The following is a 14,909-nucleotide window of genomic DNA, read 5'->3' on the forward strand; positions in this document are numbered from 1 at the left end:
TGGACGGCCCCGGCGGAGGAGATCGCCGCCGCGTGCAGTGCCAGGGCCTCGGTGAGCGTCGACTTACCGGCGTCGGGGTGCGAGATGACCGCGAAGGTCCTCCGGCGCCCCGCCTCGTGGGCGACCTCTGACTCCTGCTTGGTCACGCCCGCCGTGTCCACGCTCATTCCCGCTGTCCGCCCCGCCTCGTGTGCTGTCGTCCGACCGGCCCGATGGGGCCCTGTCCAGCCTACGCTCGCCGGGGCGCGGGGGCGACAGGGACCGCCCCGGGCCCGTACACCCCCGCCCGCGCCCCCGGCACCCGCACCCGGCACCCCGGTTCCCGGGCTCAGCCCTCGGGTCTCCCGGCCGCGCGCCCGCCCAGGTGGCGTTTGGAGCCGGCGGTGGTGGGACCGAGGACCGTCCCGGCGGGGAGGGGCGTGGGCGGCCTGCGGACGCGGGGAACGGCCCCGACCTGGTGGTCGTCCTCGTAGACGATCCGTCCCGGGTCCTCGGACACGGTCCTGCGGTGGGACACGCCGTGCGCGGTGAGCAGGCCCCGGAGGGCGTCCAGACGCCCGGTGAAGTGCGCGGATCCCTCCGGTTTGAACCAGGTCACGGCGCCCACCGTGTTGCCGTCCGCGTAGAACGGCGGGAGGGCCAGGGACTCCCGGAACCAGTCGTCGATGTCGAAGTAGAGCGCCTCCTCAGCCTCCGACAGCCGCCCGGCGCGGCGCAGGTGGTCGACCGCGACGAAGACGCCGACCCCGACTCCGAGGCGTCCGACGTAGTCCGCGTGGATCCTGAAGTACCGCACCATGCCCGCCAGTGTCCCCCAGGCGCCCGCCGGGGTCCAGGGACAAGGTCCCGGAGGGCGGTGGCAGCGCGTCCGGTCAGCGGGGGTCAGGCGCCCTCCGCCGCCTCGACGGCGGAGGTGACGCGGCGGATCAGCTCCTCCCGGCCCAGGTCACCGGGGTAGACGGCGACCAGCACACGGTCCCGGACCGGCCGGTCCGCGGGACGCAGGACCGGTTCTGCGGCCCGGCGGACGAACTCCATCGCGGCGTCGAAGCTCGCCCACACCTCACGCCGGTCCTGCTCCGGGCTGCGCAGCCACCCGCGCAGGACGTGGTTGTGCGCCGAGATGAGCGACGCGGCGGCCACCCCGGCGGCCAGGGACCGGTCCTCCCCGCCCCCCTGCCGGTCGGCCAGGTAACGGCTGAACGCGGCCTGGTAGCGGGCGGTCATCGCGACCTCGCGATCTCGCAGGCGGGGGTGCGCACGCATCAGCCGGTAGCGCGGCACGGTGATCTCCGGGTCCCCCAGGTACCCCTGGAGCACCAGGCGCGCGGCGGCGAACACCGAGCTCAGCGGGTCGTCGGGGGAGGCCTCCAGGAAGCGGACCACCGTGGAGAACAACTCGTCGTGCTCCGCGAAGAGGATGTCCTCCTTCGACCCGAAACGGCGGAACAGGCTCCGGCGGCTCACCCCGGTGGCGGCGGCGATCCCCTCCATCGTGGTGGCGTCGAACCCGTCCTCGGTGAACAACCGCACGGAGGCCAGCACGACCTCACGGGTGGCCACGCGCCCACCCGTCCGCTCCCCCGCCATGGCGACCCCTTCACGTCCAGAAACTGTCCAGAAGCTATCCGACTGTGTACTTCGCCCGCCCCACCCCCTATTCTGGCACTGGATGCCACAGAAAGGCACGCGGTGCCGAGAAAGGGAATCGGATGAGCGACTTCGACCTGTTCAAGACCACCGAGGAGCACGAGGAGCTGCGCGCGGCCGTGCGCTCCGTCTCCGAGGACAAGATCGCGCCCCACGCGGCCGAGGTCGACGAGAAGAGCGCCTTCCCGCAGGACGCCCTCAAGGCCCTGGTCGCCACGGACTTCCACGCGCCGCACATCGCCGAGCAGTACGACGGCGTCGGCGCCGACGCCCTGGCCACCTGCATCGTCATCGAGGAGGTCGCCCGCGTCTGTGCCTCCTCCTCCCTGATCCCCGCCGTCAACAAACTCGGCACCATGCCCCTGATCCTGGGCGCCTCCGACGAGGTCAAGCAGCGCTACCTGCCCGAGGTCGCGAGCGGCAGGGCGATGTTCTCCTACGGCCTGTCCGAGCGCGAGGCCGGCTCCGACACCGCGAGCATGCGCAGCCAGGCCGTGGCCGACGGCGACGACTGGGTCCTCAACGGCCAGAAGTCCTGGATCACCAACGCCGGCGTCAGCGAGTACTACACGGTCCTCGCCGTGACCGACCCCGAGGGCCCGCGCGGGCGCAACATCTCCGCGTTCGTCCTCCACGCCGACGACGAGGGCTTCACCCTGGGCGAGCCCGAGCGCAAGCTCGGCATCAAGGGCTCCCCCACCCGTGAGCTGTTCTTCGACAACGTGCGGATCCCCGGCGACCGCATCGTCGGCGCCCCCGGCGAGGGTCTCAAGATCGCCCTGCGCACCCTCGACCACACCCGCGTCACCATCGGCGCGCAGGCCGTCGGTATCGCCCAGGGCGCCCTGGACCACGCCGTGGCCTACGTCAAGGAGCGCAAGCAGTTCGGCAAGGCCGTCTCCGACTTCCAGGGGATCCAGTTCATGCTCGCCGACATGGCGATGAAGCTGGAGACCGCGAGGCAGATGGTCTACGTGGCCGCCGCCAAGTCCGAACGGGGCGACGACGACCTGGCCTTCTACGGCGCCGCCGCCAAGTGCTACGCCTCCGACGCCGCCATGGAGATCACGACCGACGCGGTGCAGCTGCTCGGTGGCGCGGGCTACGTCAAGGACTTCCCGCTGGAGCGCATGATGCGCGACGCGAAGATCACCCAGATCTACGAGGGCACCAACCAGATCCAGCGCATGGTGATGGCCCGCCAGCTCCTCAAGAAGTAGGCGGTCCCACGAGCGAGCGCCCGCCCCCGTGGGGCGGGCGCCTCCGTCCGAGGGCGGAGGGCACCCCCGTCAAGGAGCCTTGACCTTCGGCACACCGCCCTTGCGGCCGATGGAGAAGGCGATCCGATACACGTCCGGCAGGTCGAGCCGCCCGTCCTTGCGCCTGCGCATGACACCGAGTTCGATGAGCTCGCCGATCAGTTCCGGATAGGCGTCGGGGTTGCGCGGACCCGTGCGGACCTGCTCGTCATCGATACCACCGCGCCGGGCCTCTCGTTCCAGTTTCTGCGACAGCTCCCCGGTCTCCCATCGCCTGATGACCTCGGACTGTTCGATCGGAACCTGCTCACCTCTCAGCGGTGCGATCGCTGTTTTCACCCAGGGGAGGTCCTCGCCGATTTCCAGGACCCGTGTCCCCGAAGCGTCTTGTACTCCCCGTCGGATGCCCTCGAAATGCACGGCGTGATCGTGGTTCGTGTAGTCGCCCAGGGTCACGTTCACGGCAGTGCGCAGCGCGCTGAGGAAACTCCGAGGGCTTACCTGTTCGGTACCGTCCATCAAGTGGTTCGGAAGCCAGGTATACGTGTGACCCTTGCGGAAGTTCGCCCCCATGTAGGGACCGGCGATCTTGGTGAACTCCTCCTTCTGGACCCCGGGGTCCACGAGGAGCCCGGCCGGGGGCAGGTGACGGTCGACCGTCTCGTTGCGCCATCCTTCACGCTGGGCCCGGAACTCGGCTGACCGCTCCGCCGATCCCCGGTTCCCGAGGTGGTGAAAGAACAGGCCGTAGAGGTTGGTCGTCGACCAGGTCAGATCGGCCGCGTTGGCGCTGAGCTTCGAGGCGTCGGGAAACTGTCTCCCACCGCTCTCGAACATGTCCGGGCGAATGAACACCTTGAAGCGCAGGTTCCTCGTGCTCAGACGCATTTCGAGAGCTAGCCTCAACAGGCCGCTCACGAGCCGGTCGGCCTGCGCGCGCTCCCTGTGCAGATGTTCCAAGGCGTCGAAGAGCACCAGGCGGGTCACCCCGGCAGCCCCGGCCTCCCGATCCGCCCGAGCGACCGCGGCGTCACGGGCGTCCGGGTTGTCGCGCGTCCATCGCACGCGCTCCTCCCACTTCGGGAGCTCGCGAAGCTCGGACACACCAAGGGCGACCAGAAGCACGCTGTTCCACAGGTCGGCCGGACGGCTACCCGATTCCAGGAGCTTGTGCATTGAGGAAGAGCTCGGATAGAGCCCTGGTTCCAGATCCGCCCCGAATCCGGCAGTAGCGGACACCCTGGTCAGACGACCGATCTGGTACTCCTCGGCCGCGATCAGACGGAGCTTGCGTCTGAGCAACGAGCGGAACCAGAACGTCTTGCCGACGCCGCGCCCGCCCCGGACCACGGTCACCTCGGGGTCCAGTGCCAGGCGGTGACTGGTCGGGGTGAAGAGGGTGTGCGGGCTCGGAACCTCCGTGTCAGCATCCGTCGCGCCGGGCAACGCCTCGTCCAACAGCGCGCGTACGTCGACCGGGCTCATTCTTTGGCTCATGGGGTGTCCTCGTTCATGACGAGTCGGCCCGCGACGCTCAGGAACTCCTCGTAGGCCGCGTGGACGAAGGGCTGTTCGCACCAGTCGGGGCTGCGCCCGCTGTCGAGCCCGACCAGGTCGGCGGTGAAAAGGATGGGGATCGGGGCGTGGGGAGCGGACTCGTCCTCCAAGTCCGGATTGAACGCCTCGCCCTCGTCCCTGGCGGGCACATCGTCGTAGATCAGGGAAAAGGCCTGCATGGCGTGGTCCCTGAAGGATGCCAGATACTCTCCGCTGCGGTTGGCCGGGACCATGGAGGCGACGACCCTGAGCTTCTCCCGGACGTTCTCGGCTTGTCCTGACTCCTGCCATTCCTGGAACAGGTCCTCGTAGCCTCGCCACGTCTGTCCGTTGTCGGAGCCGAACAGCAGGGCCAGGTCACAGAGCCTGGAGATCGCCACTGCGGCGATGTCGTGGATCCCCGCACGGCTGTCGAGCAGGACGGCGTCCGGACGCCTACTCAGGTCGGCGACCCGCTTTTCGCAGGCGGCCACCGCCTCTTCGAGACGGTCCGCGAACCCCAGGGGGCCCTCCCCCGCTCTGGGAACATCCGCGTAGACCCGGTTGAGTTTGTCCACATAGGAGTAAGGGGCGTCGTGGGGACCTCTGAACCCACCACCGCGCGCGGGAGCCACCCAGAGCTCGCCGTTGCCCTCCACGGACAAATGAGACGCCCGCACGACCAGGTCCAGGTCATCCGCGTTGCCTACCGCAGCCTCCACGAGGTAGTCGACCACCCCGTAGGCAGGGACGTGGTCTTCGTCCAACAGCAACGGGCCGGCCCCCGGGGATTCGAGATCCAGGTCCACGATGAGCACGCACCGGCCCTGACCCGCGAGGTGTCTGCCGAGGAGATAGGTCGCGGTCGACCGCCCCACCCCACCCTTGAAGCCGTACAGGGTCGTGCGGGCCGTTGATGTTCTGTCCGGCCCCGGCTCGGGCGGGAGAGGGATGACCTTGGACCACTCCTCACCCACGACCGTGTTGTCCAGAAGGTAGACGTTCCCCGCGCCTTCAGGAGATGCCGACGCGAGAACCCTGCGTGGAGACTCCAGAAGGGACTCCGGTGCGAAGAGCTCCGATCCCAGAAGCAGCGGGTCCTCGGAGGCGTAGTTGCCGAGATCCTGCCGGAGCCGCTCCCGCCAGCCCTCCACCTGTTCGAGGCCCCGCGTCGTGTCGCGGTCGTCGAGGATCAGGGTGAACCGGCCCACGAAGTCGCGTACCACCAGGACCGTGATGCCGGTTCCAGCGATCGCCCGGGCCGTCGCACGAGCACGCGGCGCGGCCTCGTCGAAACGGACGGTGTCGTGATTCACCGCAGTCCTCCGACCACGAGAGCCTGTTGGTGGAGTGAGAGCATCCCACGAGCTGCTTGCCTGCGCTCCGCGAGGACATCCGCGTCCACCAGAGGATTTCCACGGTAGCGATGCGCCACGCTGTATCCGGTGAAGGGATTGGCCACACCCATGGCCGAGACGAGTCTGGTCGCGGAACGGCCCTGGGCATGCAGGGCCGCGCGATCCCACACACCGGGCAGATGGCTCAGGCTTTTCGAACCGAGGATGGGTTTGTCCTTGTGGTCCATCGTCGCTCCGAGGTATCTGAGCAGGAGACTCTTGAGAGCACACTCCACCGAGAAGCCGTAGTGGTAGTCGGCGTTGGGTAGTCGGTTGTTGGCCCGAAGAAGCTCCGCATCGTCGAAATGACGTCGTGAGGCCCCCGCGAACTCCCGTGCATGATCTGTCCCGGACACGCCGAAATCCTATCGATGGCCCCCTCCCTGCGGACCGTTTCCCACGAGACTCCTGTACGCGGGAAACCGGGCCCGCCCGCACCGGCTCAGAGCACGGACTCCCGCATGAAGCGGGCCAGCGGGATGGGGTCGCGCTTGAGGGCCGACCGCACGCCCTCGGTGACCTCCGCGGCCCGGCCGGCGACGGCGGCGGCGAAGCGCTCGTTGAGGGTGTCGATGTACCTGTCGCCCCAGCCCCGGTTGGTGGCGCGGAAGTAGAAGCCCGCCTCGTCCACGGACTTGAACCGCCACACGGGGCTCTCCGTGCCCTTGGTCCGCTTGACCACCTCCCGGAAGGTGAGGGCCTGCGGGCCGGTCAGCGTGTACTCACGGCGCTCGTGGCCATCGCCCAGCAGTGCGGCGACGGCGGTGTCGGCGACGTCGCGGGCGTCGACGAAGCTCACCTCGGTCCGGCGCTTGACGGGGAGTTCGAGGCGGCCGTTGCGGGACCGGGCCAGGCTCGCGAACGTGCCCTCCGTGAAGTCCTGGAACAGCCAGTTGGGCCGCAGGACCGTCCACGTCCCGAACAGGTCCTTGGCCCGCAGCTCGGCGGCGCGCTGGTCCGAGTCGGAGGGTGCGTGCTCCGTGCCCATGGCCGACATGACCACGGCCCTGTCGACCCCGGCCTCGGCCGCCTTCTCCAGGAACCCGGCGACCCGGCTGCCCAGGGCGCTGCCGACCGGCGTCACCACGAAGACGCTGCTCACGCCTTTGAGGACCTCGTCCCAGTTGGAGGTGTCGGTCCAGTCCAGGCGCGTCCGGGAGGTGCGGGACGCTCCCGTCGCGGGCAGTCCGCGCCGCGTCAGCTCGGTGAGGACGCGGCGACCCACCATTCCGGTGGCTCCGGTGACCAGTGTGCTCATTGGAACCACCGTACCGACGGCGCACGGCTCACCGGACACGAACCGCTCACGGGGACGCGATTTCGGGCATCGCCCCGGGACACCGGGGGGCGTCCGTGCGGCCCGCCGTCCGCACGTCCACCGACCGTCCGCGGTGCCCGGCCACCTGCCCCGACGCCCCGAACGGGTGACCAAAGTATGGACCTGGCCGCCATCGGTAGGGCGTACCGCCGGGGGCCCGCCCGTGGCGGGAAGCCGAACGTAGACTTCACAGCGATGAACGCTTCCACGGTGACCGGTGCGCAGCGGTGCAATGCGCGTGACTGGATCGTGGACCTGTCCATGTTCCTGCTCGCTCTCACCTACGCGGTGATGACCTCCCTCGAACTGCCCGGAACCGCTCCCCCCGGCGCCGGGTTCGGTACGGAACTGGTGGCACCGGGGCCGCCGTCCACCTGGTTGGAGGGCGCGGGGCGCCTGGCCTCGTTCCTGGCCTGCCTGTCCCTCTGGTGGCGCCGCCGGTGGCCGGTCCAGCTCGCCGTCGCCCTGGTGGTGGCCTCCGCCGTGTTCCCGCTGGCCACGGGCGCGATGCTCATCGCCCTGTTCTCCCTGGCCGTGCACCGCTCGCCGCACACCAGCCTGGCCGTGTTCGGGGTGAGCGCGGCCACCGCCTACCTGCACGCGGTCCTGTGGCCGGACCCGCACCTGCCGCTCGTGGTCGTCGTGCTGCTGGGCGTGGCCGTCCAGGGTGCCGTCATCGGCTGGGGGCTGACCGTCCACCACCGGCGCGAGCTGGTGGAGTCGCTGCGCGACCGTGCCGTGCACGCGGAGACCGAGGCGCAGCTGCGGGCCGAGCATGCCCAGCACCAGGTCAGGGAGGCGATGGCCCGTGAGATCCACGACGTGCTCGGGCACCGGCTGTCGCTGCTCAGCGTGCACGCCGGAGCCCTGGAGTACCGGCCCGACGCCCCTTCCGAGGAGGTCGCCCGGTCGGCGAAGGTGATCCGTGAGAGCGCCCACCAGGCCCTCCAGGACCTGCGGGAGGTGATCGGGGTCCTGCGCGCGCCCGTCGGGGAGCTCCCGCAGCCGACCATGGCCGACCTCCAGCAGCTGGTGGAGGAGGCCGACGAGGTCGGTGCCCGCGTGGAGTTCGCGCAGGAGCACACCGGGACGGTCCCGGAGCGTGCGGGCCGGACCGCCTACCGGATCGTCCAGGAGGGGCTGACGAACGTGCGCAAGCACTCCCCCGGTGCGGACACCCGTGTCCGGGTGAGGGGTGCCCCCGGCGAGGGCCTCGTGGTGGAGGTGCTCAACGGCCCCTCCCCCGAGCCGCGCCACCCGTCCTCCGGCCGCGGTTCGGGCCGGGGCCTGGTCGGCCTGGCGGAGCGGGTCTCCCTCGCGTCGGGGCGTCTGGAGCACGGACCGGCCGCCGGTGGTGGCTGGCGCCTGTACGCCTGGCTACCGTGGCCCGTATGAGTCGAACAGAGCGGGGTGCCAGGGAGATCGGGGTCGTGATCGTCGACGACGACGCGCTCGTCCGGGTCGGCCTGGTGATGATGATGGGCGGCGCGCCCGACATCCGGGTGCTGGGCGAGGCCGAGGACGGCGGGGCGGTCCTCGACCTGGTCGCGCGGTACTCCCCCGACGTGGTGCTGATGGACATCCGCATGCCGACGGTGGACGGCCTGACCGCCACGGAGCGGCTGCGCGCGCTGGAGGACCCTCCCGAGGTGCTGGTGCTGACGACCTTCGACGCCGACGAGCACGTGTTGCGCGCGCTGCGGGCGGGCGCGGCCGGGTTCCTGCTCAAGGACACCCCTCCGACGGAGATCGTGGAGTCGGTGCGGCAGGTGTCCCGGGGCATGTCGGTACTCTCCCCCGCCGTGACGCGCCGCCTGGTCGACCGGGTGGGCTCCAGCGACCACGGAGCGCGGGCGGGCCGGGCACGGGAGCGGCTGGCGGCGCTGAACGGCCGCGAGCTGGAGGTGGCGGTGGCGGTCGGCGGGGGCCGGTCCAACGCCGACATCGCGTCGCGCCTCTTCCTCAGCGTGCCGACGGTCAAGACGCACGTGTCGAGCATCCTGACCAAGCTGGGGCTGAACAACCGGGTCCAGGTGGCGCTCCTGGTGCACGACGCGCAACTCCTGGACGGCGGCGACGGCTGAGGCCTGCGGAGGGAAGGGCCCGCGGCCTGCGGAGGGAAGGGCCCGCGGCCTGCGGAGGGAAGGGCCCGCGGCCTCCGGCGCGCCCCCGCGTACTGCCTCCCGGTGCGCGGGAGTCCCCGTCTCCATGACGGGTAGGGCCCGTACCGGGCGCTCCCTGACGGGAGCCGCCCCGGGGAGGGAGGACCTGATGGAGGACAGCCATGACCACACCGGTGTGCTCGACGCCGTCATGGAACGGGTGCGTTCCCACATCGGCGAGGGGAGGGTCGCGGACTACATCCCCGAACTGGCCGGCGTGGACCCGGACGAGTTCGGGTTCGCGATGGCCACCGTGGACGGCGACCTGTACAGCGTCGGCGACCACGCCCGCACCCGCTTCTCCATGCAGAGCATCACCAAGGTGTTCACCCTGGCCCTGGTGATGCACGGCCACTCGGGCTCCGACGTGTGGAAGCGGGTCCACCGGGAACCGTCGGGCAACGCCTTCAACTCCCTCCACCAGCTGGAGTTCGAGAACGGCGTTCCGCGCAACCCCATGATCAACCCGGGGGCGCTCATCGTCACCGACCAGCTCCTGTCCGACACCGGGGACTCGGCCGGCGCGCTGCAGGATCTGCTGTGCGCGGAGACCGGTGACCCCGGTCTGCACGCGGACAACCTGGTCGCGGAGTCCGAGACCAGGAGCGGAGACCGCAACCGTGCGCTGGCCTATCTCATGGCGAGCTTCGGCACCATCAGGAATCCGGTTCCGGAGGTGCTGGACCACTACTTCCGGCAGTGCTCGATCACCATCAGCTGCGAGGAGCTGGCCCGCGCCGGCCTGTTCCTGGCCCGCCGGGGCAGGCGGTCGGACGGTTCGGAACTGCTCAGCCCCTCCGACGCCCGCCGGATCCTGGCGGTGATGCTCACCTGCGGCACCTACGACGCCGCGGGAGAGTTCGCCTACCGGGTCGGGCTCCCCTGCAAGAGCGGTGTGGGCGGCGGCATCCTCGCGGTCGTTCCCGGTGTCTGCACCGTGGCGGCGTGGGGGCCGGGGCTGGACGAGAAGGGCAACTCGGTGACGGCGGCGCTGGCCCTGGAGGCCTTCACAGACGTCACCGGCTGCTCGGTGTTCTGACCCGGCCGAGGGTGCCGGTGACGCCTCGGCGGCGACCGGCCCGGACCCGCCCGGACGCGGGCCCGGGTGGGGGCGACGGGCACACCCCGCCGGGTCAGGCGTCCGGGTCGAAGGTCTCCGACATGTGGTCGAGCATCTCCCGGTTGAGGTCCGGGTGGTCGTTGCTGGCCACCAGGAACAGGGCGTAGCCCCTGTCCTCGGTGTGGAAGCCCCGGTTGATGCCGTGCATGCGGCCGCCGCTGCCGTCGTAGGTGAACTCCCAGTCGGCCGCGCTGACGTAGTCGTCGGCCCAGTCGGCATCGACGTCCTCGATACCGGCGAGGTCGTAGCCCGGGAAGTTGCCGCGCACGCCGGGCTCGGCGGCGCGCCAGTCGTCACCGGCGTCGGGGTTGGGGTTGTCCGTGTACTCCACGAGCAGGTAACCGCCGTCGGGGTTGCGGAAGTAGACCTGGAGCCCCGACCGCTCGATGTCCCAGTCCTCCGGGACGTCCACGGCGAACCCGTTCTCGTCCTCGTGGCGGACGAGGTGGTCCCACCGGTCCTCCTCCTCGTCCTCCTCCTCCGTCTCCGCCTCGTCCTCCGCCTCGGCGGGAGGGTCGGAGGAGGGTTCCGGTTCCTCCTCCGCGGCGGCGCCCCCCTCCTCCTCGGAGGGTTCGGCACCGGCCTGCTCGGTGTCGCCGACGAGTCCGGCACCGGAGTCACCGGACCGGTTCATGCTCACCAGGACGCCTGTGGTCGCACCGGCGATCAGCAGGACGGTCACGAGCGCGATCAGCAGCAGGGGACCGCGCCGCCGGCCGGAGCGCTCACGCGGGGGGCGGGTGGCGGCGGAGGGTTCGGGGGCGGGCGCGGGGGGCTCGGCGCGGGCTGCCGACTCGACCGCGACGGGCTCCTCCTCGGACCTCGTCGTGGTCAGGGTCGGGGCGGGCGTCTCCGCGGGGGTGTCGGCGGCGTCCCGGATCTCGCGGAGCCAGGTGCGGACCTCGCTCACGGACGGCCTGTCCTCGGGCCGCTTCTCGCACAGGGACTCCAGGACCGGGCGCAGCGGACCGGCGTTGACCGCGTCGGGCAGGTCCTGGGTGACGATGGCGGTCAGCGTCGCCATGGGGGTCGGCCGGTCGAACGGGAGCGTGCCCTCGACCGCCTGGTAGAGGGTGATGCCCAGGGCCCACATGTCGGAGGCCGGGGTGGCCGCGTGCCCGTGCGCGATCTCCGGCGCCAGGTAGCTCGGCGACCCGATCAGCAGACCGGTGCTGGTGAGGTGGGTGGAGCCGTCGAGGTGGGCGATACCGAAGTCGGTCAGGACGGCCCGGTCGTTCCCGGCGATGAGCACGTTGCCCGGTTTGATGTCGCGGTGCACGATGCCCCGTGCGTGTGCTTCGGCCAGCCCGGCCGCCATCTGCCCGCCGACGTCGGCGACCCTCTTCGTGGGGAGGGCCCCGTCGGAGCGGATGAGGTCGCCCAGGGACGGGCCCCGGACGAGTTCCATCACGATCCACGGGCGGCCGTCCTCCTCGGCCACGTCGAACACGGTGATGATGGACGGATGGCTGAGCTGCGCGGCGCTGCGCGCCTCGCGCAGCATCCGGGTGCGCAGCACGTCCACCTCGTGCGCCGGGAGGTTGGGGGGTGTGGTCAGTTCCTTGACCGCGACCGGGCGGTCGAGAAGGGTGTCGGTACCCCGCCAGACGCGTCCCATGCCGCCGGCTCCGATGACCTCGTCCAGGCGGTACCGGTTGGCCAGGAGGCGGCCGGGGTCGGCTTCCGAACTGTTCGTCAAGGCGCGATTCCTCTGTGGGGGGAGGGCGGTGTGGGAGGGGTCCGGAACGTGGGGGGAGAGATCCGGGGACGCCACGATTCTAGGAGCTGGGGGCGACTCCTGCCGCTTCTCACGGGGGTGTCATGTCTGTTGCCGTGCGCGGAGGTGACCCCGTGGAACCTCTCTGAAATGCGAGGATCCCGCCGGGGACACCCGGGGGTGTCCATCCGGCGGGACCGAATCACCGGGAGTGTCACACCCGGAACCCGTTCAATGGAGACGCACGGGCAGGGTCTCGACCCCGGAGACGATGATCGAGGGCAGCGGGGAGAGCTCCTCGGAGCGCACTGCCGCGTCGAGCTGGGGAAAGCGCCCGAACAGGCGGGGCAGCAGCTCGTTGACCTCCAGGCGGGCCAGGCTCGCGCCCAGGCAGAAGTGCCGCCCGTGCGAGAACGTCAGGTGCGAGGCGTCCTCACGGGTGACGTCGAACTCGTCGGCGGTCTCGCCGTACCGCGCCCTGTCCCGGCCCGCCGACCCGTAGCCCAGCAGCAGCGGCTCACCCGCCGGAACGCTCACCCCTGCCAGCACCACGTCCTCGGTCGTGTAGCGCATGGGTACGAACCCTCCCGGGCTGTCCCAGCGCAGCACCTCCTCGGTCACCCTGGACCATTCGACCTTGCCCTCCACGACCGCGTCGAGCTGGTCGCGGTGGTCCACCAGGGCGCGGATCGCGTTGGTGATGAGGTTCATCGTGGTCTCGTAGCCCGCGCTGATGATGAGAACCAGGCTCCAGAGCAGCTCGTCCTCGCTGAGCTTGTCGCCCTCGTCGCGGGCGGCGATGAGGGCGGAGGTCAGGTCGTCGGCGGGCTCGGCGCGCTTGGCGGCGACCAGCTCGGTGAGCAGGCCCCACATCTGCATGAACGCCGTCATCGCCTCCTCCGGCGTGACGCTCTGGTCGAAGAACGAGCTGACCAGGCCGTGGAGCTCCGGGCGGGTCTCCTCCGCCAGGCCGAACAGGTCGCTGATGACCGTCATCGGCAGCGGTTGCGCCACCAGGGCCCTGATGTCGACCACGCCGTCCGTGCTGCGCCCGGCCGCGGCCTCGGCCTCGTCCAGCAGGGAGTCGACGATCGCCACGACGCTTCCGCGCATGCGGTCGATCCGGCGGGGGGTGAACGCCTTCGAGACGAGCTTGCGCAGACGGGTGTGGTCCTCGCCGTCGCTGGTCAGCATGTTCTCGGCGATGATCCAGGAGATCAGCGGCCAGTCCGCCGGGACCTCACCCGCGTTGAACGCCCTCCAGTGCCTCTTGTCCTTCTGGACCCGCGGGTCGGCCAGGACCTCGGTGACCGCGGCGTGCGTGGTCACGACCCACGCAGCAACCTCACCAGGAAGTTCGACAGGGACGACAGGGGCGAGTTCCCTGAGGTGGGCTGCTTGCGCGCGGAGGTTTCCGGGGGCGATTGCGACGGGCTCCAAGGGGTTCCTTCCACAGGCGTACGGGTCATAGGGGGCTGCGGGGAGAAGAGGACGGGGAGTTCGACGGGGATCCAGGACAGCCCGGTCAGGTGCCAGCGCAGATCCTCCGTCGGGACCGCGAGGCGCAGGCCGGGGAGCCGGGTGAGGAGGGTGCGCGTGGCGATGGTCGCGATGGCGGTGGCCTCGTCCCGGGCGGGGCAGCGGTGCGGGCCCGCCCCCCAGGCCACGTGGGCGCGGTTGGAGGTCTCCGCCATCTGCTCCGCGTTCTCCTGCAGGAAGAAGTGGTTCGCGGCGGCGAAACCGAGCAGGATCGGCGATCCGGCCTCGATGACCCGGCCCCCGCCGAGGGGTATGTCGACGCGGGGGTAGATGGCCGGGTAGTTGGTGATCGGGGGGTCCTCCCACAGGACCCGGTCGACGAGCTCGCCGAGGGCGGCGTCCGAGAGGGACACGGCGTTGCCCCCGGTGACCGCGGGGTCGGCGAGGACCGCGCGGACCGCCGCGTTGATGAGGTTCGACGTCGGCTCGTTGGCTGCCGCGACGACGAGGAGGAGCTGCATGATCACCTCCTCGTCGCTGAGCCCGGCGCGGTGCCGGATCAGCCTGGAGGTGACGTCGTCGCCGGGAGCCCGGTGCTTGTCGGACACCACCTCGGACAGGGCGCGTTCGGCCTCGGCGTTGGACTTCTCGGCGTCCACGCCCAGCCACAGGTTGCGCATGGCGGTGACGAAGCGCAGGCCCTGGTCCTGGTCGAACCCGAAGAGGTCGTTCATGACCAGCAGCGGGAGCATCCGAGCGTACTCGTTGAGGGCGTCCGCGTGGCCTCGTTCGCAGAACTCGTCGATGAGCCGGTCGGCGTACCTGGCGGTGATCCGGCCGAGGTGGTCGGCGCTGACGGCGCCGAGGCTGTCGGTGATCGCCCGCCGGTAGCGCTGGTGCTCGGTCCCGTCCACGAACAGGGCGTTGGGGCGCGGGGCCATCATCGGCAGCAGGGGGGAGTCCGGGTGGACCCGCCCCTCGGCGAAGTCCCGCCACAGCCGCGCGTCATGGGTGAAGGCGGTGGTGTCCCGCGACCAGGAGATGAGGGTGGAGTAGTCCGTCACGAGCCACCCGTGCACACCCGGTTCGAGTTCGACCGGGACCACGGGTCCGTGCTCGGCGCGCATCCTGGCGTACACGGCGTAGGGGTCGGGGTGCGGATCGCTCTGGTGCAGTGCTGCGTGGGGACAACCAGAAGACACGGGGACCTCGGGGGGTGTTGGTCGGGTACGGGCTGGGGGTCCGTCCTTCGTGTTCGGCGGGGCTGCCGG

The 14,909-nt window shown here is 70.7% G+C and carries 14 protein-coding genes; 4 read left to right on the forward strand and 10 right to left on the reverse strand.

What is annotated here, in order from left to right; translation table 11 throughout:
- From ACFWTE_RS20185 to ACFWTE_RS20195, 3 genes are all read right to left on the reverse strand, one after another.
- Positions 1 to 167 (reverse strand): GTP-binding protein (locus tag ACFWTE_RS20185; protein ID WP_378781182.1); only part of this gene is annotated, 167 nt, incomplete at its 3' end.
- A gap of 161 nt (positions 168 to 328) precedes the next feature.
- Positions 329 to 799, reverse strand: coding sequence for a hypothetical protein (locus ACFWTE_RS20190; protein WP_378781145.1), 471 nt, complete (start codon positions 797 to 799; stop codon positions 329 to 331).
- Between the two features lie 83 nt (positions 800 to 882).
- Positions 883 to 1,590: a TetR/AcrR family transcriptional regulator gene (locus ACFWTE_RS20195; RefSeq protein ID WP_378781146.1), complete on the reverse strand. Its 708-nt coding sequence runs from the start codon at positions 1,588 to 1,590 to the stop codon at positions 883 to 885.
- Between the two features lie 122 nt (positions 1,591 to 1,712).
- On the opposite strand from ACFWTE_RS20195, the gene ACFWTE_RS20200 reads away from it, so the two are divergent.
- Positions 1,713 to 2,870, forward strand: coding sequence for an acyl-CoA dehydrogenase family protein (locus ACFWTE_RS20200; RefSeq protein WP_378781147.1), 1,158 nt, complete (start codon positions 1,713 to 1,715; stop codon positions 2,868 to 2,870).
- 69 nt (positions 2,871 to 2,939) lie between these two features.
- Here ACFWTE_RS20200 and ACFWTE_RS20205 read toward each other — a convergent pair whose 3' ends face one another.
- The 4 genes from ACFWTE_RS20205 to ACFWTE_RS20220 form a co-directional block, all read right to left on the reverse strand.
- Positions 2,940 to 4,394: a hypothetical protein gene (locus ACFWTE_RS20205; RefSeq protein WP_378781148.1), complete on the reverse strand. Its 1,455-nt coding sequence runs from the start codon at positions 4,392 to 4,394 to the stop codon at positions 2,940 to 2,942.
- 8 nt (positions 4,395 to 4,402) lie between these two features.
- The gene (locus ACFWTE_RS20210; RefSeq protein ID WP_378781149.1) at positions 4,403 to 5,761 is read right to left on the reverse strand and encodes a KGGVGR-motif variant AAA ATPase; all 1,359 of its coding nucleotides are present in this window, start codon (positions 5,759 to 5,761) and stop codon (positions 4,403 to 4,405) included.
- On the reverse strand, positions 5,758 to 6,198 hold the full coding sequence (locus tag ACFWTE_RS20215) for a hypothetical protein (RefSeq protein ID WP_378781150.1): 441 nt from the start codon (positions 6,196 to 6,198) through the stop codon (positions 5,758 to 5,760). The genes ACFWTE_RS20210 and ACFWTE_RS20215 overlap by 4 nt, the downstream gene beginning before the upstream one ends.
- 86 nt (positions 6,199 to 6,284) lie before the next feature.
- On the reverse strand, positions 6,285 to 7,100 hold the full coding sequence (locus tag ACFWTE_RS20220) for an NAD(P)H-binding protein (protein ID WP_378781151.1): 816 nt from the start codon (positions 7,098 to 7,100) through the stop codon (positions 6,285 to 6,287).
- A 255-nt stretch (positions 7,101 to 7,355) separates the two neighbouring features.
- Here ACFWTE_RS20220 and ACFWTE_RS20225 point away from each other — a divergent pair, with 255 nt between their 5' ends.
- From ACFWTE_RS20225 to ACFWTE_RS20235, 3 genes are all read left to right on the forward strand, one after another.
- Positions 7,356 to 8,555 carry a sensor histidine kinase gene (locus tag ACFWTE_RS20225; RefSeq protein WP_378781152.1) on the forward strand — a complete coding sequence of 400 codons (1,200 nt, stop codon included), beginning with the start codon at positions 7,356 to 7,358 and terminating at the stop codon, positions 8,553 to 8,555.
- Entirely contained in the window at positions 8,552 to 9,244 is a 693-nt protein-coding gene (locus ACFWTE_RS20230) for a response regulator (RefSeq protein WP_378781153.1), read from the forward strand. Before ACFWTE_RS20225 ends, ACFWTE_RS20230 begins: the two co-directional genes overlap by 4 nt.
- A gap of 187 nt (positions 9,245 to 9,431) precedes the next feature.
- On the forward strand, positions 9,432 to 10,361 hold the full coding sequence (locus ACFWTE_RS20235; protein WP_378781154.1) for a glutaminase: 930 nt from the start codon (positions 9,432 to 9,434) through the stop codon (positions 10,359 to 10,361).
- A 94-nt stretch (positions 10,362 to 10,455) separates the two neighbouring features.
- Here the strand turns inward: ACFWTE_RS20235 and ACFWTE_RS20240 are convergent, their stop codons facing one another.
- The 3 genes from ACFWTE_RS20240 to ACFWTE_RS20250 form a co-directional block, all read right to left on the reverse strand.
- Positions 10,456 to 12,141 (reverse strand): serine/threonine-protein kinase, encoded by a 1,686-nt coding sequence (locus ACFWTE_RS20240; protein WP_378781155.1) that lies wholly within the window; start codon positions 12,139 to 12,141, stop codon positions 10,456 to 10,458.
- A gap of 249 nt (positions 12,142 to 12,390) precedes the next feature.
- Positions 12,391 to 13,488, reverse strand: a complete 1,098-nt coding sequence (locus ACFWTE_RS20245; RefSeq protein WP_378781157.1) for a cytochrome P450 — start codon at positions 13,486 to 13,488, stop codon at positions 12,391 to 12,393.
- Positions 13,485 to 14,777, reverse strand: a complete 1,293-nt coding sequence (locus tag ACFWTE_RS20250; RefSeq protein WP_378781183.1) for a cytochrome P450 — start codon at positions 14,775 to 14,777, stop codon at positions 13,485 to 13,487. The genes ACFWTE_RS20245 and ACFWTE_RS20250 overlap by 4 nt, the downstream gene beginning before the upstream one ends.
- Positions 14,778 to 14,909 lie beyond the last annotated feature (132 nt).

The organism is Nocardiopsis sp. NPDC058631 (genome assembly GCF_042716955.1).
In the GTDB taxonomy this organism is placed as follows: domain Bacteria; phylum Actinomycetota; class Actinomycetes; order Streptosporangiales; family Streptosporangiaceae; genus Nocardiopsis.

Excerpts from the sequence above, each read along its gene's own strand:
- ACFWTE_RS20190 (WP_378781145.1), bottom strand. The coding sequence starts at position 799 with ATGGTGCGGTACTTCAGGATCCACGCGGACTACGTCGGACGCCTCGGA.
- ACFWTE_RS20195 (WP_378781146.1), bottom strand. The coding sequence starts at position 1,590 with ATGGCGGGGGAGCGGACGGGTGGGCGCGTGGCCACCCGTGAGGTCGTG.
- ACFWTE_RS20200 (WP_378781147.1), top strand. The coding sequence starts at position 1,713 with ATGAGCGACTTCGACCTGTTCAAGACCACCGAGGAGCACGAGGAGCTG.
- ACFWTE_RS20205 (WP_378781148.1), bottom strand. The coding sequence starts at position 4,394 with ATGAGCCCGGTCGACGTACGCGCGCTGTTGGACGAGGCGTTGCCCGGC.
- ACFWTE_RS20220 (WP_378781151.1), bottom strand. The coding sequence starts at position 7,100 with ATGAGCACACTGGTCACCGGAGCCACCGGAATGGTGGGTCGCCGCGTC.
- ACFWTE_RS20225 (WP_378781152.1), top strand. The coding sequence starts at position 7,356 with ATGAACGCTTCCACGGTGACCGGTGCGCAGCGGTGCAATGCGCGTGAC.
- ACFWTE_RS20230 (WP_378781153.1), top strand. The coding sequence starts at position 8,552 with ATGAGTCGAACAGAGCGGGGTGCCAGGGAGATCGGGGTCGTGATCGTC.
- ACFWTE_RS20235 (WP_378781154.1), top strand. The coding sequence starts at position 9,432 with ATGGAGGACAGCCATGACCACACCGGTGTGCTCGACGCCGTCATGGAA.